Here is a 22,303-nt window from a genome sequence, read left to right on the forward strand (position 1 = left end):
GGAGACGATGATGATCACCTTGGGCGATGCGGGGGTGTTGCGACCGGGGCGCTGGCGCTGGCTGCGGGCGCTCGGCTGGATGGTGCTGCTGTTCGTCGTCGCGACGCTGCTGCTCTATCCGGGCTGGCTGCGCCTGCCCGGCGTCGGGCCGGAGGTGATCCGCCCCGTGCTGACGCTGATCGCCTATCTCGGCTATGCCGTCGCGGTGCGCTGGGGCGAGCGGCGAGTGCCCGACGAGCTGGCACCCCGTGTCGCGCTGCCCGAGCTCCTGCTCGGCCTTGCCATCGGCATCGGCATGTTCGCCCTGGTCTTCACCATCCTGCGGCTCGCCGGCGTCTATACGCTGGCGGCGGGCGACTGGACCGATTGGGCGAGCGACATCGCCGGCATGCTGCGCGTCGGCTTCGGCGAGGAGCTGCTGCTGCGGCTGATCGTCTTCCGGCTGCTGATGCGCGGCTTCGGCCTGTGGGCGGCGCTCGCGCTGTCGGCGGCGCTATTCGGGCTGATGCACCTCGGCAATCCCCATGCGACGCTGACCGCGGCGGTGGCGATCGCGGTGGAGGCGGGGCTGATGCTCGCCGCTTTCTATCTGCTCACCGGCCGCATCTGGATGGCGGTGGGCGTCCATGCGGCATGGAACATCGCGCAGGGCTCGATCTTCGGCGCCCGCGTATCGGGCACGGCCGATAGCGGCAGTCTGTTCGTCAGCGCCCCCGTTGCCGGCAGTCCCGACTGGCTGAGCGGGGGTGCCTTCGGACCGGAGGCGTCGGTGCCGGCGATGCTGGTCGGCCTCATCGTCTTCGTCGTGGTGCTGCGCGCCGCCTCGCGGCGTTCGGCCCTCGCCCCCCCCTCCACAGAAGGATTGCAGCCGCAATGACCCGTGCCGCCCCGATCGCGCTGCTGCTGCTCGCCGCCTGCTCGCGCGCGCCGCAGCACGACCGCCAGTCGCCGCCGACCCGGGCGCCGAGCCCGACCGCCACGCCGCCCCCCGCTGCCACCGCATCCGCGGCCACCGCAGCCGCGGCCACGGCGGACAGCAAGGCCACGCCCCGGCCGGGCGCGCTCAAGACCTTCGGCGATTGGACCGTCGGCTGTGACAATGGCCTCGCCTGCACCATGGCGTCGCTGTTGCCCGACACCGGCTTCGGCAGCGGCCCGACGCTCGCGCTGACCCGCGCTGCGGGGCCGGCGGGGCATTATCGTGCCGAGCCCGGCGAAGGCGCCACCGACGCACAGCCGCGTCCCGCCGCGCCCCGCTTCACCATCGACGGCCGCGATCTCGGCGCCGACGCCGACGCGCTCGCCGCGGCGATGGTCAACGGCCGGCAATTGCGCCTGCCGGGCGGCACCGTCTCGCTGAAGGGCGCGTCCGCGGCCTTGCGCTATATCGATGCGGCGCAGCGGCGCGCCGGCACGATCAGCGCCACCGTCGCGCGGGGGCCGGCCAGCGCCGTGCCGCCGGCACCGGCGCTGCCGCTGGTCGTCGCGCAACCGCTGATCCCATCGAAGGCGACGCTGCCCGCGGCCGTCATCGCCACGATGAACCGCATCGCGCGCTGCGAGCTCGGCGACGGCATCGATGCGACGCCCGACGTCGTCACTGCGCCTGACGGCCGCCTGCTCGTCGTGCTGCCCTGTTCGGCGGGTGCCTATAACGTCATCGGCGCGCTGTTCGTCGTCGCCGGATCGACGGTCACGCCCGCCGCGGTCGACGCCGCGGTCGGCTTCGACGCGACCGGCGCCGATAGCGAGACGCCGGTGCACAGCGTGATCAACGGCAGCTTCGACGGCAATGTGCTGACCAGCTATGCCAAGGGCCGCGGCCTCGGCGATTGCGGGTCGGCGCAGCGCCTCGCCTGGGACGGCCGCCGCTATCGCCTGGTCGAGCAGAGCGACATGGGCGAATGCCGCGGCAATCCGAACTTCATCACGACGTGGCGGGCGCGGGTGGTGACCCGCTGAGCGATCAGGGCGCGGGCCGTTCGGCCTGCGCCTCCGCCAGGTAGAGGCCGAACTTGCCCTCGGGATCGGTCCATTCGCCGATCGGCGTCCAGCCGCCGCTGCGCAGCAGGATGCGCGCGTCGCGCGGCCCGTATTTGTGGCTGTTCTCGGTGTGGATCGTCTCGCCCGCCGGGATCGCGAAGGGGCGGCCGTCGACGGTGAAGGCGGCGTCGCGCACCGCCTGCAGATGCATCTCGATCCGCGCGCGATCGTCGTTCCAGCGTGCGACGTGGCGGAGGGCGTCGATCGGGATCGTGCCGTCCAGCTCGCGGTTGATCCGGTCGAGCAGGTTCATGTTGAACGCGGCGGTGACGCCGGCGGCATCGTCATAGGCGCGGACCAGCGTCTGCTCGTCCTTGATCCGGTCCATGCCGATCAGCAGCATCGCGCCGAGGCCGAGCGACATGCGCATCGCGCGCAGCAGGTCGACCGCCATCAGCGGAATCATGTTGCCGATCGTCGAGCCGGGAAAGAAGCCGAGCTTGGGCATGTCGGCGACTTCGGCGGGCAGGGTCAGCGGCCGCATGAAATCGGCTTCGAACGGCAGCACGGTCAGGTCGGGGAAGCCCGCCGACAGGGCCCGCGCCGAATCGCGCAGGAAGTCGCCGGAGATGTCGATCGGCACATAGGCGCCCGGCGACACGCAGCGCAGCAGTAGCGGCGTCTTGGTCGACGAGCCCGAGCCGAATTCGACCACCGCGCGGCCATGGCCGACGATCTTCGCGACGTCGGGGCAATGGTCGCGCAGGATCTGCGTCTCGGTCCGCGTCGGATAATATTCGGGCAGGTCGGTGATCGCCTCGAACAGTTCCGATCCGCGCCGGTCGTAGAACCAGCGTGCCGGAATGGCGCGCGGGCGGCGTTCCAGCCCGGCGAGGACGTCGGCGCGGAATTGCGGGTCCGCCAGGCTGGCCTGGCCGTCCTCGATCTCGGGCTTGAGCATTGGGGTCGTCGCTCCTGTGGGCCCACGCGTCCGGTCTGCCGCCGGGTCGTCGCGAGCGGTAGGTCAGATGTCTTTGGCGAGCCGCACGCCGGTGAATTGCCAGCGCTGGTGCGGGTAGAAGAAATTGCGGTAGCAGGCGCGCGTGTGGCCGCGTGGCGTCGCGCAGCTGCCGCCGCGCAGCACGAACTGGCCGCTCATGAACTTGCCATTGTATTCGCCGACGGCGCCCTCGGCGGGGTGGAAGCCCGGATAGGGGCGATAGGCGCTGCCCGTCCATTGCCAGACGTCGCCGAAGAAGGCCGGGCCGCGCGCCGCCGGCCGCGGCTCGACCGGGCCGGCCATGTCCATCTGGTTGCCGCCGGCGGAATCGTGCGCCGCCGCGGCCGCTTCCCATTCGAATTCGGTCGGCAGCCGCACGCCCGCCCAGCTGGCATAGGCATCCGCCTCGAAGAAGCTGACGTGCGTCACCGGTGCGGCGGGATCAATCGGGCGGCGACCGTCCAGCCCGAAGCGCGTCCAGCCCCCGTCGCGCTCTTCCCAATAGAGCGGCGCGCTGATGCCGTCCGCCTTCACCCAAGCCCAGCCGTCCGACAGCCAGTGGCGGGCATCGCGATAGCCGCCGTCGGCGATGAACGCCGCCCATTCGCCGTTGGTCACCGTGCGGTCGGCGATGGCATGCGGCTGCAGCAACGCCTGGTGGCGCGGTCCCTCGCAATCGAAGGCGAAGCCGGTGCCGCCATGGCCGATCCCGACGACGCCGCCGGGATGGTCGATCCAGCCGATCGGCCCCGGCATCGCCACCGGCACCTTGGGCGGGGCGGGCCAGAGCGCCGGCTCGAGCGGGTTTTCCGAGAAGAGGTGGAGGATATCGGTGACCAGCAGCTCCTGATGCTGCTCCTCGTGATGGCAGCCGAGCGCGACCAGCTCCTGCGCCGCCACCGGCAGGTCGGGCAGCGCCGCCAGCAGCGCCGCATCGACATGGGCGCGATAGGCGCGCACCTCGTCCAGCGTCGGCCGGGTGACCATGCCGCGGCGATGGCGGGCATGGCGGCGCCCCTCCGCCTCATAATAGCTGTTGAACAGGAACGGCCAGCGTTCGTCGTGCAGCCGATAGCCGGCGACATGGTCGCGCAGCACGAAGGTCTCGAAGAACCAGGTGGTGTGGGCGAGATGCCATTTGGTCGGCGATGCGTCGGGCATCGACTGGACGGTGGCATCGGCGTCGGACAAAGGCGCGGCGAGCGCGAGGCTCAGCGCCCGCACCTTCGCGAAACGATCGGCAAGCGGCGCGGCGACAGGCGCGACATTGAGCATCGACGCCCCCTTTTCCCGCTGGCATCTGCGATCCAGATCAAACTGTTCGAGGCGACAGAAGGTTGCATGGCGATTGCCACGCGCGCGGAACCGTACCATCGATCGATGCCCCCCGGGGCGCGAGGAGGGGCGGGCCTACCGCCCGCTACCCGGCACCCATAGCACGTCGTCGGCGCCGCGCCCGTTCACCCAGCGCGCGGCGACGAACAGATAGTCGGACAGCCGGTTGAGATAGGCCAGCACCTCCGCCCCGGCCTGCGCCGCGACCGCACTGCGCTCGGCGCGGCGGGAGATCGCGCGGGCGAGATGCAGGGCGGCAGCGCCGGCATGGCCGCCGGGCAGGACGAAGCTGGTCAGCGGCGTCAGATCGGCGTTGAGCGCGTCGATCGCCGCCTCCAGCCGCGCCACCTGTGCGGATACGATGCGCAGCGCGCCGTCGATGCCGGGCGGCGTGGCGAGATCGGCGCCGCAGTCGAACAGGTCGTTCTGGATCGCCAGCAGCGTCGCCGCCGGCGCCTGTCCCGCCAGCGCCGCGATGGCGACGCCGATCGCGCTGTTCGCCTCGTCGACGTCGCCGATCGCCGCCATCAGCGGCTCCGCCTTGGACACGCGCGATCCGTCGACCAGGCCGGTCGTGCCGGCGTCGCCGGTGCGCGTATAGATCTTGTTGAGGCGGACCATCAGCGTGCGGTGCTGGCGCGCCCGCGCCTCACGTCCGACCGGCGAGGAACAGGATCAGCACCACGATCATGATCGCCAGCGCCTGAAAGAAGATGCGCATCTGCATCATCTTGTTCGACTTGAGCGAGGCGGCGCTCGGTCCCTCGCCGTTCCTCACCTGATCGGTCGATTCCTGCAGAAAGGCGATGATGCCCCGGACCAGCGCGACGAGGGTGGCGATCATCGCCGCGACCAGCAGGATGGCGAGGAAGGTGTTCATGGCGTTAATCTAGGAATTTGCCGCGACAAATCCAGTGGGAAGATCGCCGCGGCGCAGCGTCTCGGCGAGCGCCCGACCGTCCTCCCCGGCCTGCCGCAACGCGGCCAGTGTCGGGGCGCCGTGGCGCTTGGCGAGCCGCGCGCCGTCGGGGCCGAGCAGCAGGGGATGGTGGCGATAGGCGGGCGTCGGCAGGTCGAGCAGCGCCTGCAGCAGGCGATGGACGTCGGTCGCCGCGAACAGGTCGATACCCCGCACCACCTCGGTCACGCCCTGCGCGGCATCGTCGACGGTCACCGCGAGATGATAGCTGGCCGGCGCGTCCTTGCGCGCCAGCACGACGTCGCCGAACGCCGCCGGGTCGGCGACCTGCCGGCCCGCGATCGCGTCCTGCCAGGTGAGCGGACCCACCGCCGCCACCGCCGCGTCCATCGCGAGTCGCCAGGCATGCGGCACGCCCGCCGCGACCCGCGCGGCGGCCTCGTCCGGCGACAGATGCCGGCAGATGCCGGGATAGCGCGGGCCGTCCGGGCCGTGGTGCGGCGCGCTGGCGCTGTCGGCCACCTCGCGCGCGATGTCGGCCCGCGTGCAGAAACACGGATAGAGCAGCCCGGCGGCGCGCAGCCGGTCGAGCGCCGCCTCGTAGCGGTCGAGTCGCTGCGACTGGCGCACCACCGGCCCGTCCCAGGCGATGCCCAGCCACGCCAGATCGTCGAGGATGCCCGCGACATGCGCCTCGCGGCTGCGCGTGCCGTCGATATCCTCGATGCGCAGCAGGAAGCGGCCGCCGGCGGCGCGCGCGCGATCATGCGCCTGCAACGCCGAAAAGGCGTGGCCGAGATGCAGCGGCCCGGTCGGCGAGGGCGCGAAACGGGTGGTCGGCATCATCGGGCGGATCGCCGGACGGCGACGCAACGGGCTTGACCGCGAATCATGGGCCGTGCTGTCATACCGGCGTCATCCTCGTGGACGACACGGTCCGCGGGCAAGACCCCGAGGGAGGAGCCGTGTTTCATCCCGATCTGATCCGCCACCCGGACAGTTGCCCGGCGTTGGTCTTGAATGCGGACTATACGCCGCTGTCCTATTATCCATTGAGCGTCTGGCCGTGGCAGACCGCGATCAAGGCGGTGTTCCTCGACCGGGTCGACATCGTCGCCCATTACGAGCGCGAGGTGCGCAGCCCGACCTCGGCGATCAAGCTGCCGTCGGTCATCGCGCTCAAGCAATATGTGCGACCGTCGCAATTCCCCGCCTTCACCCGCTTCAACCTGTTCCTGCGCGACCGTTTCGCCTGCCAATATTGCGGCATCGGCCGCGACCTGACCTTCGACCATGTCGTGCCGCGCGCGCAGGGCGGGCGGACGACATGGGAGAATGTCGTCACCGCCTGCGCGCCGTGCAACCTCAAGAAGGGCGGGCGGACGCCGAAACAGGCGCATATGCCGCTCTACGTCGAACCGATCCGGCCGACCAACTGGCAATTGCAGGAGCACGGCCGCGCCTTTCCGCCCAACTATCTCCACGACACATGGCACGACTGGCTCTATTGGGACGTTGAGCTGGAAGCGTAACGGGAGGCACAATGCGGGCAGCGTGGGTGATGGCGGCGGCGCTGGGCGCCGTATTGGCCGGCTGTGGCAATCGCGCGGAAAAGGTGGCGCAGGCCGACGCCAATGCCAGCGCGGCGGGCTTCGTGCCGCCGGCGGTGACCAGTCGCGTCGACTTCGCCGGCGCGATGGAACGCCGCTTCCGCACGCTCGACCGCAATGCCGACGACCAGCTGACCGCCGACGAGCTGCCCCGCCGCGGCAGCCGCATCATGACGCTCGACCGCAACGGCGACGGCGCGGTCAGCCAGATCGAATGGAGCGAGGGCACGCTCAAGCGCTTCGACCAGATGGACCTCAACCACGACGGCACCGTCACCTCCGAAGAGGAAGCCGCCTGGCGGGCCGCCCGCGACAAGCGCGAAGCCGGCAGCGGATCGCCCGCCGATTCGGTGATCGGCGACACGGTCAGCAACATTGCCGGCAACGCCGGTCCGACCCGCCGCTGATCGGGCGGCCGCCGACCGGGCGGAGCGCCGCGGGAGTGCGACCTTTGCGACCTTCCGTCCGCATCGCGCCGTCGGGCAGGGCGGAATCCGCAGCGGGAGCAGCGCGCTAGCGGTTGACCCGACCCTCGCCGCAGCGCAGCATCGCGCCATGGCCAGTTCCTCCTCCCTGCCGCCGATCGCCAACAACCCCGACGTGCGCTTCCTCGGCGCCACGCTCGGCGACGTGATCCGCGGCTATGGCGGCGATGCCCTGTTCGAGGCGACGGAGGCGATCCGCCGCGCCTCGGTGGAGCGGCATCGCGACGGCGGCGACGGCGACGCCATCCAGGCGCTGCTCACCGGCCTCGGCCTCGACGAGACGCTCGATTTCGTCCGTGGCTTCATGCTCTTCTCGATGCTGGCGAACCTCGCCGAGGACCGCCAGGGCATCGCCGCCGAGGCGGGCGCCGACGTCGCCTCCGCGCTCGCCACGCTGGCGGACGAGGGGATCGACCGCGCCGCCGTGCTCGACCTGCTCGCCCACGCATTGGTCGCGCCGGTGCTCACCGCCCATCCGACGGAGGTGCGGCGCAAGAGCATGATCGACCACCGCAACCGCATCGCCGAGCTGATGCGGCTGAAGGATGCCGGCGCCGAGGAGACGCCCGACGGCGACCGGGTCGACGACGCCATCGCCCGCCAGATCGCGCTGCTCTGGCAGACGCGCGTGCTGCGCCGCGAGCGATTGTACGTCACCGACGAGGTGGAGACGGCGCTGAGCTATCTGCGCGACGTCTTCCTGCCGACGATCCCGGCGCTCTACCAAAGGTGGGACCGGGCGTTTGGGGAGCGCGTGCCGAGCTTCCTGCGTCCCGGCAGCTGGATCGGCGGCGATCGCGACGGCAATCCCTTCGTCACCGCCGAGTCGCTGCGCACCGCGCTCGGCCGCGCCTGCGAGACGGTGCTCGTCTTCTACATGGACGCCGTCCATGCGCTCGGCGCCGAACTGTCGATCTCGACCGAACATAGCGCGGTCGACGCGCGCGTCGCCGCTTTGGCAGAGGCGAGCGGCGATGCCGCCGCCAGCCGTGCCGACGAGCCGTATCGCCGCGCCCTGTCCGGCATCTACGCCCGGCTCGCCGCGACGCATCAGGCGCTGACCGGCAAGGCGGCGCCGCGGCCCGGCCGGCTGCACGGCGAGCCCTATGCCGATCCGCAGGCGCTGCGCGCCGACCTCGCCGCGCTGGCGCACGGCCTGTCGCAGGGCAGCACGCTCAAATCCAGCGGCGCGCTCGGCCGGCTGATCCGCGCGGTGGAGACGTTCGGCTTCCATCTCGCCACGCTCGACTTGCGCCAGAACAGCGCGGTGCACGAACGAGTCGTCGCCGAACTGCTCAAGGTTGCCGGCGTCGAGGCGGACTATGGCGCCCTCGACGAACCCGCCCGTGTCGCCCTGCTGCGGCGCGAACTCGCCCATCCGCGCCCGCTCGCCAGCCGCTTCACGCAATATTCGGACGAGACGCATGGCGAGCTGCAGATCGTCCTCGCCGCGGCGGAGGCGCATGCCAAATACGGGCCGGCGTGCATCACCAATTATATCGTCTCGATGGCGCAGTCGGTGTCCGATCTGCTCGAGATCAATCTGCTGCTCAAGGAGGTCGGCCTCTATCGCGGCGGCGATCGGCCCGAAGCCGCGATCATGGCGGTGCCGCTGTTCGAGACCGTCGGCGATCTCGAGGCGGCGCCGGCGATCATGACCGACTGGTTCGCCCTTCCCGAGATCGCGACGATCGCCAGCCGGCGGGGGCATCAGGAGGTGATGATCGGCTATTCGGACAGCAACAAGGACGGCGGCTATCTGACCTCCACCTGGCAGCTGTCCAAGGCGTCGACCGCGCTCAGGCCGGTGTTCGAGGCGGCCGGCGTCGGCATGCAATTGTTCCACGGCCGCGGCGGCGCGGTCGGCCGCGGCGGCGGCTCGTCCTTCGCCGCGATCCGCGCCCAGCCGCCTGGGACGGTGCAGGGTCGCATCCGCATCACCGAACAGGGCGAGGTGATCGCCGCCAAATACGGCACCCGCGACAGCGCGATGACCAATCTCGAGGCGATGGCCTCGGCGACCTTGTTGGCAACGCTGGAGCCGGCGCGGCTGTCCAATGCCGAGAATGCGGAGTTCGGCGCGGCGATGGATGCGCTGTCCGACACCGCCTTCCACGCCTATCGCGACCTCGTCTACGGCACCGAAGGCTTCCGCACCTTCTTCCGCCAGATGACGCCGATCGGCGAGATCGCCGGGCTGAAGATCGGCAGCCGCCCCGCCAGCCGCAAGAAATCCGACGCGATCGAGGATCTGCGCGCCATCCCCTGGGTGTTCAGCTGGGCGCAGGCACGGGTCATGCTGCCCGGCTGGTACGGCGTCGGGCAGGCGCTCGACGCCTTCGCCGACAAGGCGCTGCTGCGCGACATGGCACAAGGCTGGCCGCTGTTCGCCTCGACGCTGGCGAACATGGAGATGGTGCTGGCCAAGTCGGACATCGACATCGCCGCCCATTATGCCGAACTGGTCGAGGATGAGGGGCTGCGCGGCCACATCTTCGGCCGTATCCGCGACGGCTGGCAGAGGACCGTCGACGGCCTGCTCGACGCGACCGGCCAGACCCGGCTGCTCGAGAAGCATCCCGCGCTCGACGCGTCGATCCGCCTGCGCCTGCCCTATATCGAGCCGCTCAACCTGCTGCAGATCGAACTGATGAAGCGTCACCGCGCCGGCGAAGACGATCCGCGCATCGCCGAGGGCATCCTGCTGTCGATCAACGCCATCGCGACGGCGCTGCGCAACAGCGGGTGAACGCCGCCGACTCGGTTGCGGCTGTACAAGAAGATGTACATATGGCGGGGACGGAGGATGACATGCAGGTCGTGACCTACACCGATGCGCGCGCCAATCTGAAGGACGTGATGGATCAGGTCGTCGACGATCACGAGGAGGTGGTCGTCACGCGCAAGAACGGCAAACCGGTCGTCATGGTGTCGCTGGATGCCTGGAACGCGATCCGGGAGACAATGCATCTGCTCTCGACGCCAGCCAATGCTCGCGCCCTCCGCGACTCGATCGCGCAACTCGATGCGGGCAAGGGCCAGGAACGGGAGCTGATCGAGCGGGCACAGGCGTGAAGCTCGTCTTTTCCGATCTTGCCTGGGAGCAATATCACCACTGGCTCACCGCCGATCCGAAGACGTTCGAACGGCTGAACGACCTGATCCACGAATGCCGGCGGAGCCCGTTCAAGGGCAGAGGCAAACCGGAGCCGCTGCGGGGCGACCTTTCGGGCTGGTGGTCGCGCCGGCTGACCCAGGACGATCGGCTGGTCTATCGGGTGTCCGGCAAGGCGCCCGGGCAAAGTCTCGAAATCGCGCAATGCCGGTTCCATTATTGATCGGTCGCCGTCTCACCCTCCCAGAAACGGCGCCGCCATCTCCGGCCGGACGCGCAGCAGCCGCCCGGTGGCGCGGTCGATCAACGCCCAGGTCGTCACCGCCTCCACCTTGACCCGCCCGTCCGCGCCCAGGAAGCGGACATGGCGGTCGAAGCGCGCGCCTTTGGGCGGTTCCGGTACCCAGGTCTCGCCGGTCACCGTCTCGCCCGCAACGACGTTGCCACGATAGTCGATCTCGTGGCGGGTGACGACCCAGACATAGGCCGCGCGCTGGTCGGCCGGAGCCACCGCTTCCCAATGCGCGACGGCGATCTCCTGGATCCAGCGCACCCAGACCGCATTGTTGACGTGGCCAAGCTCGTCGATGTCGTCGGCGCTCGCGGTGATGGACAGGGTGAAGCGGCTCACGCCTTTTGCGCCCGGCTGCGCCACCAATGGACGCCGGCGATGATCAGGCCGAGCAGCACCAGCCCGCCGATCAGCCAGGGCAGATGCGGCTTCACCTTGCCGATCATCTTTTCGAAGGCGTTGCCGAACAGATAGCCGATGCCGGTGAAGATCACCGCCCACACCGCCGCCGAAATGGCATTGACGATGACGAAAGTCTTCGCCGGCACCTTGGTGGTGCCGATCGCGATCGGGCTGACGGTGCGGAAGCCGTAGATGAAGCGGAAGGCGAAGATGAAGCCGACCGGCCAGCGTTCCAGCCAGCCCATCGCCTTGGCGAAGGCGGGCTTGGCCTGTGCCTGCTTGACCCAGCGATGGTCGCGGAAGCGGCGGCCGAAGGCGAACCAGGCCTGGTCCGCCGCGAACGAGCCGAGGCCCGTCGCCACCATCGCGCCGGCGAGCGGCAGCAGTCCCTGATGCGCGGCGAGGCCGCCGGCGACGACCACCGTCTCGCCCTCCACCGCCGCCCCGACGAACAGCGCGGCGAGGCCGTAATGCGCGATCAGCTGCTCGATGCTCACCGGCGGATTATTCCTCTATGCCGAGCTGCCAGAGGACGAAGGCGTGTTCCTCCGCCGCCTCGCGCAGCGATTCGAAGCGGCCCGACTTGCCGCCGTGGCCCGCCCCCATGTTGGTCTTGAGCAGCAGCACGTTATCGTCGGTCTTGGTCGCGCGCAGCTTCGCCGCCCATTTTGCCGGTTCCCAATAGGTGACGCGCGGATCGTTGAGCCCGCCCGAGATGAACAGCGGCGGATAATCTTGTGCGACGACATTGTCGTAGGGGCTGTAGCTGCGGATCAGGTCGAACGCCGCCTTGTCCTCGATCGGATTGCCCCATTCGGGCCATTCGCCCGGCGTCAGCGGCAGGTCCGCGTCCAGCATCGTGTTGAGCACGTCGACGAACGGCACGTCGGCGATCACCGCGCCCCACAGCCCGGGATCGGAATTGACGATCGCGCCCATCAGTTCGCCGCCGGCGGAGCGGCCCGCGGTGGCGATCCGGCCGGCGCGGGTCCAGCCTTGCTCGATCAGGCCCTTGGCGACGTCGACGAAGTCGTTGAACGTGTTGGTGCGCTTGTCCAGCTTGCCGTCGTGATACCATTGCTGGCCGAGATCGTCGCCGCCGCGGATATGCGCGATGGCATAGGCGAAGCCGCGGTCGAGCAGGCTCAGTCGGCCGGTCGAGAAGCCCGGCGGGATCGCATAGCCATAGGCGCCATAGGCGTAGAGGAACAGCGGCCGCGATCCGTCGCGCACGAAGCCCGCGGGATAGACGATCGACACCGGCACCGCCGTGCCGTCGCGCACCGTGATCGTCAGCCGCTCCGTGCGGTAGCGCGCACCGTCATAGCCCGACGGGATCTCCTGCACCTTCAGCGTCGTCAGCTGCCGCGTCGCGGTGTCGTAATCGTAGACGGTGCCGGGCGTCACCATCGACTCATAGCCGATGCGGATCACGGTCATGTCATATTCGGGATTGTCGCCGACACCGGCGGCATAGCTCGCCTCCGGAAAATCGATCCGTTCGGCGATGGTCGGCGCGTCGTAGCGGTGGATGGCGATGCGATCGAGCCCGTCCTCGCGCCCCTCGACGACGAAGAAGTCGCGGAAGCACTCGACCCCGGTCATGTAGAAATGCGGATTGGGCGCGATCAGCTCGGTCCATGCGCCGGGACTCGCGATCGGTGCGGTGACCAGCCGCCACATCGGATCGGTGTCGTTGGTGTGGATGAACAGCGTGTCGCCATGCGCGTCGACGTCATATTCGCGGCCCTCCTGCCGGGGCGCGACCAGGATCGGTTCGGCATGGGGGTTGTCGGCGGGCAGCAGCCGCACCTCGCTGGTGACATGGTCGCCGGTGCCGATGATCAGCCAGCGCCGGTCGCTCGTCTCGGCCACGGCGACGCGATAGCCCTCGTCCGCCTCATGATAGAGCAGCACGTCGTCGGTGACCGGCGTGTGCAGCCGGTGGAAGCGCGCATTGTCCGTCCGCCATTGCGCATTGGCGAGGCCGTAGAGGAAGCCGGTATCGTCGCTGGTCCAGACGAGGTCGGACAGCATCCCCTCGATCACCTCGGGCAGATGCTCGCCGGTGGCGAGATCCTTGACGCGGACGGTGAACCGCTCCGAGCCGTTGTCGTCGATCGCATAGGCCAGGTAGCGGCCGTCGTTGCTCACCGAAAAGGCGCCGAGCCGGAAATACTCCTTGCCCGCCGCCAGCGCCGGCTCGTCGAGCAGCAGTTCGTCGTCGCCGCCGGCGACCGGGCGGCGCCACCACAAGCGATATTGGCCGCCCGTCTCGAACGCGGTCCAGTACAGCCAGTCGCCGTCCTTCTGCGGCACCGAGGATTCGTCTTCCTTGATCCGCCCCTTCATCTCTTCGTACAACCGGTCGACCAGCGGCCGGTGCGGCGCCATCACCGCCTCGAAATAGGCGTTCTCCGCCTCCAGATAGGCGAGCACCTCGGGGTCGCCGACCTCGGGATAGTTCGGGTCCTTCAGCCAGGCATAGGGATCCTCGACCGTCACGCCATGCGCGGTGAAGCGGTGCGGGCGCCGTTCGGCGAGGGGGGGCTGGGGCAGGTTCGGATCGGTCATGGACGCAGCTCTAGCGGGGCGGACGAGCGGCGTCATGCCTCGGGCGGGCGATTAAGTTCCGGCCAGCAACGATCCGGCAACACACGTGCGGTTGCGTACCGGCGCCCCGGGCGGGCATGAGGCGCAGCGACAACAGGGGAACGGACATGCCCGGCGGATTGGTGGCGCTGCTCGACGATATCGCGGCGATGGCGAAGCTGTCGGCGGCGAGCCTGGACGACGTCGCCGGCGCGGCGGGGCGGGCGGGGGCCAAGGCGGCGGGCGTGGTGATCGACGATACCGCGGTGACGCCGACCTATGTCACCGGCCTGTCGCCGGCGCGCGAGCTGCCGATCATCTGGAAGATCGCCAAGGGCTCCCTTCGCAACAAATTGCTGTTCCTGCTGCCCGCGGCGCTGGTGCTGAGCGCGCTGGCGCCCTGGGCGATCACGCCGATCCTGATGCTCGGCGGCGCCTATCTGTCGTTCGAGGGCGCGGAGAAGATCATCGCCGCGCTGACCGGCGGCCATCATGGCGACGCCGCGGCGACGATCAGCGACCCCAAGGAGCTGGAGGATCGCCAGGTCGCCGGCGCGGTGCGCACCGACCTGATCCTGTCGGGCGAGATCATGGCGATCGCGCTCGGCGAACTGGGCGGCGAGACGCTGCTCAACCAGGCGATCGCGCTGGCGGTGGTCGCGGTGGCGATCACCGCCGGCGTCTATGGCGTCGTCGCGCTGATCGTGAAGATGGACGACATCGGCCTGCACCTGGCGGAACGGCCGGCGACGCGCGCGCTCGGCCGCGGGCTGGTCGCGGCGATGCCGCGCGTGCTGGCGGCGCTGTCGGTGATCGGCACCGCGGCGATGCTATGGGTCGGCGGCGGCATCATCCTGCACGGGCTGGAGGCGTTCGGCCTCGACACGTTGCCGCATGCGCTGCACGACGCCGCGCACCACGTTGCGGCGCGGCTCGGCGCGCTCGGCGGCGTCGCCGGCTGGTTGATCACCGCCGCCGCCTCCGCGCTGATCGGCCTCGCTTTGGGGGCGGCGATCGTCGGCCTGCTGCATCTGGTGCCGCGCAAGCACTGACCGGACGGCGCCTTTGCGTCCGCCGGACTGGTCGCGCCGCCGCTCATCGCATTGATCCCGATCAAGCGACCGGAACGTCCCCCGGTGCCGCCCGTTCGCTCTCCCTTGCTGATTCACGTGGGGGACCGGAGAGTTGCGGACATTGACCGAGGCGCAGATCGCCACCCTGACCCCACGTGCCGACGGGCCGCAGCCGGTCGTCGGAATCGCCGAAACCGCGGCAGCGGCGGCCGCGCTGCTCGCCGACCAGGACCTGCTGCTCGCCGTCACCGACGAGGTGCGCGCGCTCGCGATCAGCCGCTTGCTCGCGGCGCTGATGCCAACGGCCACCGTCTTGTTCTGCCCCGGATCGGATGCCTTGCCCGGCGACGATGCGCCGGCCTCGCCCGCCAATGTCGGCCAGCGCGTCTCGGCCCTGCATGCGGCGCGGATCGCCCAGCGCGGCGAGCGGCGGCAGCGGCTGGCGCTGGTCACCACCGGCGAGGCGCTCGCCCGCGCGCTGCCCGCCCCGGCGACCTTCGAGGCGACGCCGCCCTGCGTCGCAGTCGGCGCGCCGTGCGACCTGGCGCAATTGCATGCGATGCTCACCGAACTCGGCTATGTCGCCGACGATCGCGTCGACGAACCGGGCGAGGTCGCGGTCCGCGAACAGGTGCTCGACGTCTTTCCCGCCGATGCCGACCAGCCGCTGCGCATTGAGGTGGCGGACGGCACCATCGCCGCGATCCGCACCTACGACCCCGCCGACCAGCGCAGCAGCGGTAGCGTCGAACGGCGCGAGCTCGGCCGCGTCGCCGAACCGCCGCTCACGGGCAAGCGCTCGACCCTGCTCGACCATCTGCCCGATGCCACCGTGGTGATCGAACCGGCGGCGGACGAGCGGCGGCGGCGCCTGCTGCTGCTCAGCGCCGACGCCGCCAAGCGGGGCAGCCGGCGTGCGGCACGCGACATGGTCGCCGATGCCGACTGGACGCGCGCCCTCGCCGACCGGCGGCAGGAGCGCATCGCAACGGCGGGCGAGCCGCCGGCCCGGTTCGTCGAGCAAAGGTCGCCGATGCGCGCCTTCGCCGCCGCCGCCAAGGCCGCCTTCGCGGCGGGCGATCGCGTCGCCTTGCTGGGCAGCGCGCGCGACCTGCGCTTCCTGGCGAAGCGCGTCGACAAGGCGCTCGGCCGACCGCTGACGACGGTGGACGACTGGCCGTCGGTGCTCGCCGCCGAAGCCGGCGCGGTGCTCGCGCTCGCCGCGCCGGCGGACCGCGGTTTTCGGCGTGACGGCGTGCTGGCGGTGACCGCCGCCGACCTGCTCGGCAGCCGCGCGATCCGCGAGGACGGCGCCGCCGGCCGCGTCGACCTGTCGCTGGTGCAGACCGCCGACATCCGCATCGGCGACACCGTCATCCACGAGGATCACGGCATCGCCACCGTCGGCGGCATTGCGCCGATCGATCCGCAGGACGATCACGCCGGCGATGCGATCTGCCTGCTCCATGCAAAGGACACCACCCGCCTGGTCGCGGTGGCGGAGGCGGATCGCCTGTGGCGCTATGGCGCCGAGGACGATGCGGTCCGCCCCGATACGCTCGACGGCAAGAGCTGGCACGATCGGCGCGCCGGCATCGACGCCGCCATCGCCCAGACCGCGCGCGGCCTGACCGAACTGGCGGCGGAACGGGCGGAGCGCACCGCGCCGGTGCTCGACCCGCCGGTCGCCGATTACGAGCGCTTCGCCGCCGGTTTCCCCTTCTCCGAAACGCCCGACCAATTGACCGCGATCGAGGCGGTGCGCGGCGATCTTGCTTCGGGCCGGCCGATGGACCGGCTGGTGATCGGCGACGTCGGCTTCGGCAAGACCGAGGTCGCGCTGCGCGCCGCGGCGATCGCGGTGCTCGCCGGCAAGCAGGTCGCGCTCGCCGCGCCGACGACGGTGCTTGCCCGCCAGCATCTCGACAGTTTCGCCCGCCGCTTCGAGGGCACCGGCATCGCTGTTGCCGGCCTGTCGCGGCTGTCGACCGCGGCCGAGAAGCGCCGGGTCAGGCAGGGCCTCGCCGACGGCAGCATCCAGCTGGTGGTCGGCACCGGCGCGGTCGCCGGCAAGGGCGTGACTTATCACGACCTCGCCCTGGTCATCGTCGACGAGGAGCAGCGCTTCGGTGCCGCCGACAAGGCGCGGCTGCAGGCGCTGTCCGCCGGCCATGTGTTGACGCTGTCGGCGACCCCGATCCCGCGTACCCTGCAGGCGGCGCTGGTCGGGCTGCGCCAGATGTCGGTGATCGCGACGCCGCCGGCGCGCCGCCAGCCGATCCGCACCGCCGTCTCCGCCTTCGCGCCGGAGACGCTGCGCGCCGCGCTGCTGCGCGAACGGGCGCGTGGCGGCCAAAGCTTCGTCGTGGTGCCGCGCATCGCCGACATGGCGCCGCTCGCCGAGACGCTGGCGAAACTCGTCCCCGAACTCGAGGTGCTGCAGGCGCACGGCAAATTGCCCGCGGCGGAGATCGACGAGGTGATGGTGCGCTTCGGCGGCGGCGACGGCGACGTATTGCTCGCCACCAACATCATCGAGGCGGGGCTGGACGTGCCGCGCGCCAATACGATGGCAATCGTCCACGCCGACCGGTTCGGCCTGTCGCAGCTGCACCAGTTGCGCGGCCGCGTCGGCCGTGGCCATCGCCGTGGCCAGGTGCTGCTGTTCACGCAAGGGGAAGGGGGAATCGCGCCGCGCACGCTGAAGCGGCTGCGCACGCTGGAGGCGTTCGACCGGCTCGGCGCCGGCTTTGCGATCAGCGCCCGCGATCTCGACATGCGCGGCGCCGGTGATCTGCTCGGCGATACCCAGGCGGGGCACATGCGGCTGATTGGCGTCGAACTCTACCAGCAGCTGCTGGAGGATGCGCTGCGCACCGCGCGCGGCGAGACGGTCGAACGCTGGACGCCGGAACTGCACCTCGGCCTCGCCGGGCGGTTGCCGGAAGCCTGGATCGGCGACGAGGATTTGCGCCTGTCGCTCTATGCCCGGCTCAGCCGGCTGCGCGACGATGCCGCGCTCGACGATTTCGAGGCGGAGCTGGAGGATCGCTTCGGCGAACTGCCGGCGGAGGCGCGCCAGCTGCTCGGCGTCGCGCGGGTCCGCGAACGGATGCGCACGCTCGGCATCGCGCGGGTCGATGCCGGCCCGGCGGCAATCGCGCTGACGCCGCGCAAGGACGCCGATCTGGCGGCGATCGACGGCCTGACCGAGAAGAAGGGCCGTTTCCTGCTCCAGGAGCGGCATGACGACCCGGAAGCGCGGCTGGAGCGGCTCGCCGACCTGCTCGCCTGATCCGCCGCCGGCGGAGTTACGCGGCGCGGCGCAACAGTGCGACGATCCGATCGCATTCGCGCTGCAGCGTCTCGGTGCGCTGGCGCATGTCGCTGCTGATCGTGCGCGTCTGCTGCGCGACGGTGGCGGTGCGCACGAACGTCTCGCGCAGCGACCGGAAGGTGTCGCGCGCCGCCACCGTGCTCGCCTCGATCGCGCCGATCGTCTCGCGGATCTCGGCATTGGTCTGATGCTGGCGGGTCGCGGTCTCCACCGTCTGCACCGCCGAGGCGGCGAGCGTGTCGAGCGCGCCGCGCAGCGCGTCGCTGACCCTGACCGCGGACGTCGTCGCCTGGCTGATCTCCTGCACCTTCGCGGCGATCTCGCGCGTGGTGCCGGCGGTCGCCTGCGAAAAGTTGCGCACCTCCTGCGCCACCACCGCGAAGCCGCGCCCGGTCTCGCCGGCGCGCGCCGCCTCCAACGTCGCGTTGAGCGCGAGCAGATTGGTCGCCTGGCTCAACGTCGCGATCTGTTGCGAGGAATGCTCGATCGAGGCGACGCTGCGCACCAGCGTCGCATTCGCCGCCTGGGCGGTCGCCGAATGGCTGGCCGCCTGGATCGTGGTCTCCGCCGACCGTTTCGCCTCGCCCGCGATCACGTCGACATTGGCGGCGAGCACGCGCAGCCCGTCGAGCAGGGTCGCGGTCGCCTCGCTCGCCCGGGACGAGGTCAGATGCGCCGATTCGGCCTGGCCCTGCTGGTCGACGATCGTCGCCAGCGTCGCGTCGGCGCTGGCGTCTAGGTCGTTGGCGGCATCGCGCAGCGGCCCGAGCAGGGCGCCGATCGTCTGTTGCAGCTGGTCGGCGATCGCACTGGCGGCGGCGGTCATTTCGGTGCGGTGACGCATGGCGTCGGCTATGCGTCGCTGCGCCTCCGCCTCGCCGACCCGGCGCGCCTCCTCCGCGGCATGCAGTGCCGCTTCGGCGGCGTGGCGCGCATCGTCCGCGGCGAAGCGTGCGATCTGCTCCTGTTCCGCGGCGCGTTCGGCGGCACGCGACTTGGCGGCGAGACTGCGGCTCAACCGGCGGACCAGATGGATCACCCAAGCGGCGATGACCAGGAAGATCAGCAGGCAGGCGGCGAGCGCGGGCAGCATCGCATAGAGCGCACCGATCGCCGGGGTCAGCCGCCGCCAGGCGATGGTGCCGAGTTCGCCACCCTGCCAGTCGTGCACCACCGTCGTCGCGTCGCCGCGGTCGCGCACGCCGGATTCGACCCAGCGCAGGTCCTTGAGCCCGAATCCCTGCGCCCATTCGTCCAGGACCTTGGCGTCGAGCATGCGCACGTCGACGAAGATGCGGTAGCTGCTGCGGTCGAGTCGCGATGGGCCCTTCTCGTGGACGATCGGCGAAAAGCCGATCAGCGCCCGCTTGCCGCCGAACAGGCCGGGCAGCACGATCGCGTCGTGGCGGGCGCGCACCGCCGCTTCGGTGGCGGGCAGGCGGGCGAGCAGCGCCTTCATCGTCGCCGGCGAGATCATCCGGTCGAGCGGCGGCGCCAGCCGGTGGGGGATATGGCCGAACAGCGTCCGCCCGGCCGCATCGATCACATAGGCATGGCCGATCGGCGTGCCCCATTGCGATTCGACCCAGCGGGGATCCATCGCGCCATAGGCATGGTCGGCGGCGTCGTTCCAGGCGGCATTGATATAGGTCTCGTTGCTGATCCGCGACCGTTCGCGATCCAGCGCGCCGGCGATCGTCGTGGCGGCGAGGCGGTTGGCATCGCGGTCCGCGCGCCAGGTCAGAAAGGCGGTGGTGACGACAGAGGCGAACAGCGCCAGCAAGACGAGGCAGAGCAGCAGCCGCGTGATCGTCTGACTCTCGTCGTGCCGCGTACCGTACAGCGACGCATACAGCCGTCGATATGCCAATCGGGCGATCCTCATCGTCCGCGGTGTAGTAGAGATGGGATAATGTGCGGTTAACGCCAGTATCTGATCTGCGTCTAGTCTTGTCGCGGCGCGACTAGATCAGGATCGATCGGCAGAAACGGCGCGAATACCTTCCTTCCGGCATATTGGCGTTGAATAGAACGAAAATGGTTGCATCGTGCAGCATGGCGACATCGTTGGAAAGGATGGGCGGCGCCATGCCGCTTGCCGCGCGCCGGCGGGACGCCGATAGACGACGCATGACCGACCATTCCGACCGTCTTGCCGCGCTGCGCGCCGAACTCGTCACCCGCGGCCTCGCCGGCTTCGTCATCCCGCTGACCGACGAGCATATGAGCGAATATGTCGGCGGCTACGCGCAGCGGCTCGCCTGGCTGACCGGGTTCGAGGGCTCGGCGGGCACCGCCGTCGTGCTCCCCGATAGCGCAGCGATCTTCATCGACGGCCGCTACACCATCCAGGTCCGCGAGCAGGTCGACGCCGGCAACTGGACCTATGTCGACGTGCCGCAGCACAGCGTTGCCGGGTGGCTGAGCCGGCAGGCGAAGGCCGGGCAACGGATCGGCTACGATCCCTGGCTGCATACGGTGGGACAGGTCGCCGCGATGCGCGCCGCGCTCGCCGATGTCGGGGCGGAGCTGGTCGCGGTCGACGCCAATCCGATCGACGCGATCTGGACGGACCGGCCGCAGCCCTCGCCGGCGCGGATGACCGTCCACGACGATGCGCATGCCGGCGTCGCCTCGGCGGCCAAGCGGGCCGCGATCGCCGACTGGCTCGCCGAACAGCGCGCCGATGCATTGGTGCTGACCGCGCTCGATTCGATCGCCTGGGCGCTCAACGTGCGCGGCGGCGACGTCGCCCATACGCCGGTCGCGCTCGGCTATGCGATCGTCGCCGCGGACGGCACCACCGACCTGTTCGTCGCGCCGGAGAAGGTCGACGACGCGCTGCGCCAGCATCTCGGCAATGCGGTGCGCATCCACGATCGCCAGGCCTTTGCCGGTGCGCTCGGCCGCTATAACGGGCAGCGGATCGCCGCCGACCCGGAACGCGCCGTCGCCGCGATCCACGAAGCGCTCGCCGCCGGTGGCGCCAAGGTGCTGCCGCTGCGCGACCCGGTGGTGCTCGCCAAGGCGCTGAAGAACCCGGCCGAGGTCGCTGGCCACCGCGCCGCCGCGATCCGCGATGGTGCCGCGCTCAGCCGCTTCCTGCGCTGGATCGAGCGGGAAGGGCCGAAGGGTGGGGAGACCGAATTGTCCGCCGCCGCCCGCCTGCTCGCGTTCCGCGAGGAGACGGGGCTGCTGCGCGACACCAGTTTCTCGACCATCTCGGCGACCGGCGCGCATGGCGCGATCCCCCATTACCACGTCACCGAGGCGTCGAACGCGCGGATCGAGCCGGGCCAGCTGTTCCTGATCGATTCGGGCGGCCAATATGCCGATGGCACCACGGATGTGACCCGTGTCGTGCCGATCGGCGCGCCCACCGCCGAGATTCGCGATCGCTTCACCCGCGTCCTCAAAGGCCATATCGCGATCGCCACAGCGATTTTTCCCGATGGCACGCCTGGCGCGCAGATCGACGGCTTCGCTCGCCGACCGTTGTGGGAGGCGGGGCTCGACTTCGGCCATGGCACGGGCCATGGCATCGGCAGCTATCTGGCGGTGCATGAAGGACCGCAGCGGATCGCCGCGCCCAATTATCCCGGTGGCGCCAGTCTCGAGCCGCTCCGTGCCGGCATGATGCTGTCCAACGAGCCCGGTTATTACAAGGCGGGTGAATATGGCATCCGGATCGAGAATTTGCTGCTCACCGTCCCGGTGACGATCCCCGGTGGTGATCCGGAGCGTGCGATGCTGGGCTTCGAGACCCTGACCTTCGCGCCGATCGAGCGGACACTGATCGATCCCGCGCTCTTGACCCAGGTCGAGCTTTCATGGCTCAATGCCTATCACGCCGAGGTCGTCGCTAGGATCGGTCCGGTGCTCGACGGAGAGGATAGGGCATGGCTCGAGTCAAAATGCTCGCCGGTCAGCTGAGGGTCGCGGCGCTGATGGTCGGTCTATTCACCTTCGGCTCGGGGCTTGCCTATGTCGCCGGCAGTGGCCTGATCTCCGTCGGCGCGCACGTCGCCCATCGCTGAGTCGTCGGCGGCGCGCGCCTGCGCCTTGCGGCGGTGCAGATTCGCCCGCAATTGCGCCGCCAGCCGCGCCGCCCGATCCTGCTGTCCGCTCATCGCTTTCCCTTAAAACACGCCGGCCGCGTC

21 protein-coding genes are annotated in these 22,303 nt (G+C 70.2%); 11 read left to right on the forward strand and 10 right to left on the reverse strand.

Annotated elements, in window-relative coordinates; translation table 11 throughout:
- The first annotated feature begins 7 nt into the window (after nt 1-7).
- Nucleotides 8-877 (forward strand): CPBP family intramembrane glutamic endopeptidase, encoded by an 870-nt coding sequence (locus D9601_RS10290; RefSeq protein ID WP_232474037.1) that lies wholly within the window; start codon nt 8-10, stop codon nt 875-877.
- Nucleotides 874-1,962, forward strand: coding sequence for a DUF1176 domain-containing protein (locus D9601_RS10295; RefSeq protein WP_198353905.1), 1,089 nt, complete (start codon nt 874-876; stop codon nt 1,960-1,962). The genes D9601_RS10290 and D9601_RS10295 overlap by 4 nt, the downstream gene beginning before the upstream one ends.
- Nucleotides 1,963-1,966: 4 nt before the next feature.
- Here D9601_RS10295 and egtD read toward each other — a convergent pair whose 3' ends face one another.
- The 5 genes from egtD to gluQRS form a co-directional block, all read right to left on the reverse strand.
- Nucleotides 1,967-2,944, reverse strand: a complete 978-nt coding sequence (egtD, locus tag D9601_RS10300; protein ID WP_198353906.1) for an L-histidine N(alpha)-methyltransferase — start codon at nt 2,942-2,944, stop codon at nt 1,967-1,969.
- A 63-nt stretch (nt 2,945-3,007) separates the two neighbouring features.
- Entirely contained in the window at nt 3,008-4,258 is a 1,251-nt protein-coding gene (gene egtB, locus D9601_RS10305; protein ID WP_198353907.1) for an ergothioneine biosynthesis protein EgtB, read from the reverse strand.
- Between the two features lie 135 nt (nt 4,259-4,393).
- A complete protein-coding gene (locus D9601_RS10310; protein WP_198353908.1) occupies nt 4,394-4,939 on the reverse strand; it encodes a cob(I)yrinic acid a,c-diamide adenosyltransferase in 546 nt (181 codons plus the stop codon).
- Nucleotides 4,940-4,967: 28 nt separating this feature from the next.
- A complete protein-coding gene (locus tag D9601_RS10315) occupies nt 4,968-5,198 on the reverse strand; it encodes a twin transmembrane helix small protein (RefSeq protein WP_198353909.1) in 231 nt (76 codons plus the stop codon).
- 9 nt (nt 5,199-5,207) lie between these two features.
- A complete protein-coding gene (gluQRS, locus tag D9601_RS10320; protein WP_198353910.1) occupies nt 5,208-6,083 on the reverse strand; it encodes a tRNA glutamyl-Q(34) synthetase GluQRS in 876 nt (291 codons plus the stop codon).
- A gap of 119 nt (nt 6,084-6,202) precedes the next feature.
- Between gluQRS and D9601_RS10325 the strand changes: the two genes are divergently transcribed.
- The 5 genes from D9601_RS10325 to D9601_RS10345 all read left to right on the forward strand — a co-directional run bounded on the left by D9601_RS10325 (nt 6,203) and on the right by D9601_RS10345 (nt 10,670).
- Nucleotides 6,203-6,769 (forward strand): HNH endonuclease, encoded by a 567-nt coding sequence (locus D9601_RS10325; protein WP_198353911.1) that lies wholly within the window; start codon nt 6,203-6,205, stop codon nt 6,767-6,769.
- 11 nt (nt 6,770-6,780) lie between these two features.
- Complete coding sequence (locus D9601_RS10330) at nt 6,781-7,254, forward strand: hypothetical protein (RefSeq protein WP_198353912.1); 474 nt, start codon at nt 6,781-6,783, stop codon at nt 7,252-7,254.
- 148 nt (nt 7,255-7,402) lie between these two features.
- Complete coding sequence (gene ppc, locus D9601_RS10335) at nt 7,403-10,081, forward strand: phosphoenolpyruvate carboxylase (RefSeq protein WP_198353913.1); 2,679 nt, start codon at nt 7,403-7,405, stop codon at nt 10,079-10,081.
- The gene (locus D9601_RS10340; protein WP_332837971.1) at nt 10,078-10,407 is read left to right on the forward strand and encodes a type II toxin-antitoxin system Phd/YefM family antitoxin; all 330 of its coding nucleotides are present in this window, start codon (nt 10,078-10,080) and stop codon (nt 10,405-10,407) included. Before ppc ends, D9601_RS10340 begins: the two co-directional genes overlap by 4 nt.
- Nucleotides 10,404-10,670: a Txe/YoeB family addiction module toxin gene (locus D9601_RS10345; protein ID WP_198353914.1), complete on the forward strand. Its 267-nt coding sequence runs from the start codon at nt 10,404-10,406 to the stop codon at nt 10,668-10,670. Before D9601_RS10340 ends, D9601_RS10345 begins: the two co-directional genes overlap by 4 nt.
- A 12-nt stretch (nt 10,671-10,682) precedes the next feature.
- Here D9601_RS10345 and D9601_RS10350 read toward each other — a convergent pair whose 3' ends face one another.
- The 3 genes from D9601_RS10350 to D9601_RS10360 are packed head-to-tail and all read right to left on the reverse strand — an operon-like array spanning nt 10,683 to nt 13,715.
- Nucleotides 10,683-11,078, reverse strand: coding sequence for an acyl-CoA thioesterase (locus tag D9601_RS10350; RefSeq protein WP_198353915.1), 396 nt, complete (start codon nt 11,076-11,078; stop codon nt 10,683-10,685).
- Nucleotides 11,075-11,638, reverse strand: coding sequence for a DedA family protein (locus D9601_RS10355; RefSeq protein WP_198353916.1), 564 nt, complete (start codon nt 11,636-11,638; stop codon nt 11,075-11,077). Before D9601_RS10355 ends, D9601_RS10350 begins: the two co-directional genes overlap by 4 nt.
- A 7-nt stretch (nt 11,639-11,645) precedes the next feature.
- Nucleotides 11,646-13,715, reverse strand: a complete 2,070-nt coding sequence (locus D9601_RS10360; RefSeq protein WP_198353917.1) for a S9 family peptidase — start codon at nt 13,713-13,715, stop codon at nt 11,646-11,648.
- 146 nt (nt 13,716-13,861) lie between these two features.
- Between D9601_RS10360 and D9601_RS10365 the strand changes: the two genes are divergently transcribed.
- Together D9601_RS10365 and D9601_RS10370 are read left to right on the forward strand one after the other, a co-directional pair.
- Complete coding sequence (locus D9601_RS10365; protein WP_198353918.1) at nt 13,862-14,785, forward strand: DUF808 domain-containing protein; 924 nt, start codon at nt 13,862-13,864, stop codon at nt 14,783-14,785.
- 133 nt (nt 14,786-14,918) lie between these two features.
- Nucleotides 14,919-18,101, forward strand: a complete 3,183-nt coding sequence (locus D9601_RS10370; RefSeq protein ID WP_198353919.1) for a TRCF domain-containing protein — start codon at nt 14,919-14,921, stop codon at nt 18,099-18,101.
- Nucleotides 18,102-18,117: 16 nt separating this feature from the next.
- Here the strand turns inward: D9601_RS10370 and D9601_RS10375 are convergent, their stop codons facing one another.
- Both D9601_RS10375 and D9601_RS20035 read right to left on the reverse strand, forming a co-directional pair.
- Entirely contained in the window at nt 18,118-20,028 is a 1,911-nt protein-coding gene (locus D9601_RS10375; RefSeq protein ID WP_198353920.1) for a methyl-accepting chemotaxis protein, read from the reverse strand.
- Nucleotides 20,029-20,107: 79 nt separating this feature from the next.
- Nucleotides 20,108-20,233 carry a hypothetical protein gene (locus D9601_RS20035; RefSeq protein ID WP_269769669.1) on the reverse strand — a complete coding sequence of 42 codons (126 nt, stop codon included), beginning with the start codon at nt 20,231-20,233 and terminating at the stop codon, nt 20,108-20,110.
- A gap of 40 nt (nt 20,234-20,273) precedes the next feature.
- On the opposite strand from D9601_RS20035, the gene D9601_RS10380 reads away from it, so the two are divergent.
- Entirely contained in the window at nt 20,274-22,076 is a 1,803-nt protein-coding gene (locus D9601_RS10380; RefSeq protein ID WP_198353921.1) for an aminopeptidase P family protein, read from the forward strand.
- Nucleotides 22,043-22,180, forward strand: coding sequence for a hypothetical protein (locus tag D9601_RS10385; RefSeq protein ID WP_198353922.1), 138 nt, complete (start codon nt 22,043-22,045; stop codon nt 22,178-22,180). The genes D9601_RS10380 and D9601_RS10385 overlap by 34 nt, the downstream gene beginning before the upstream one ends.
- Nucleotides 22,181-22,303 lie beyond the last annotated feature (123 nt).

Source organism: Sphingomonas sp. MA1305, assembly GCF_016107325.1.
In the GTDB taxonomy this organism is placed as follows: domain Bacteria; phylum Pseudomonadota; class Alphaproteobacteria; order Sphingomonadales; family Sphingomonadaceae; genus Sphingomonas.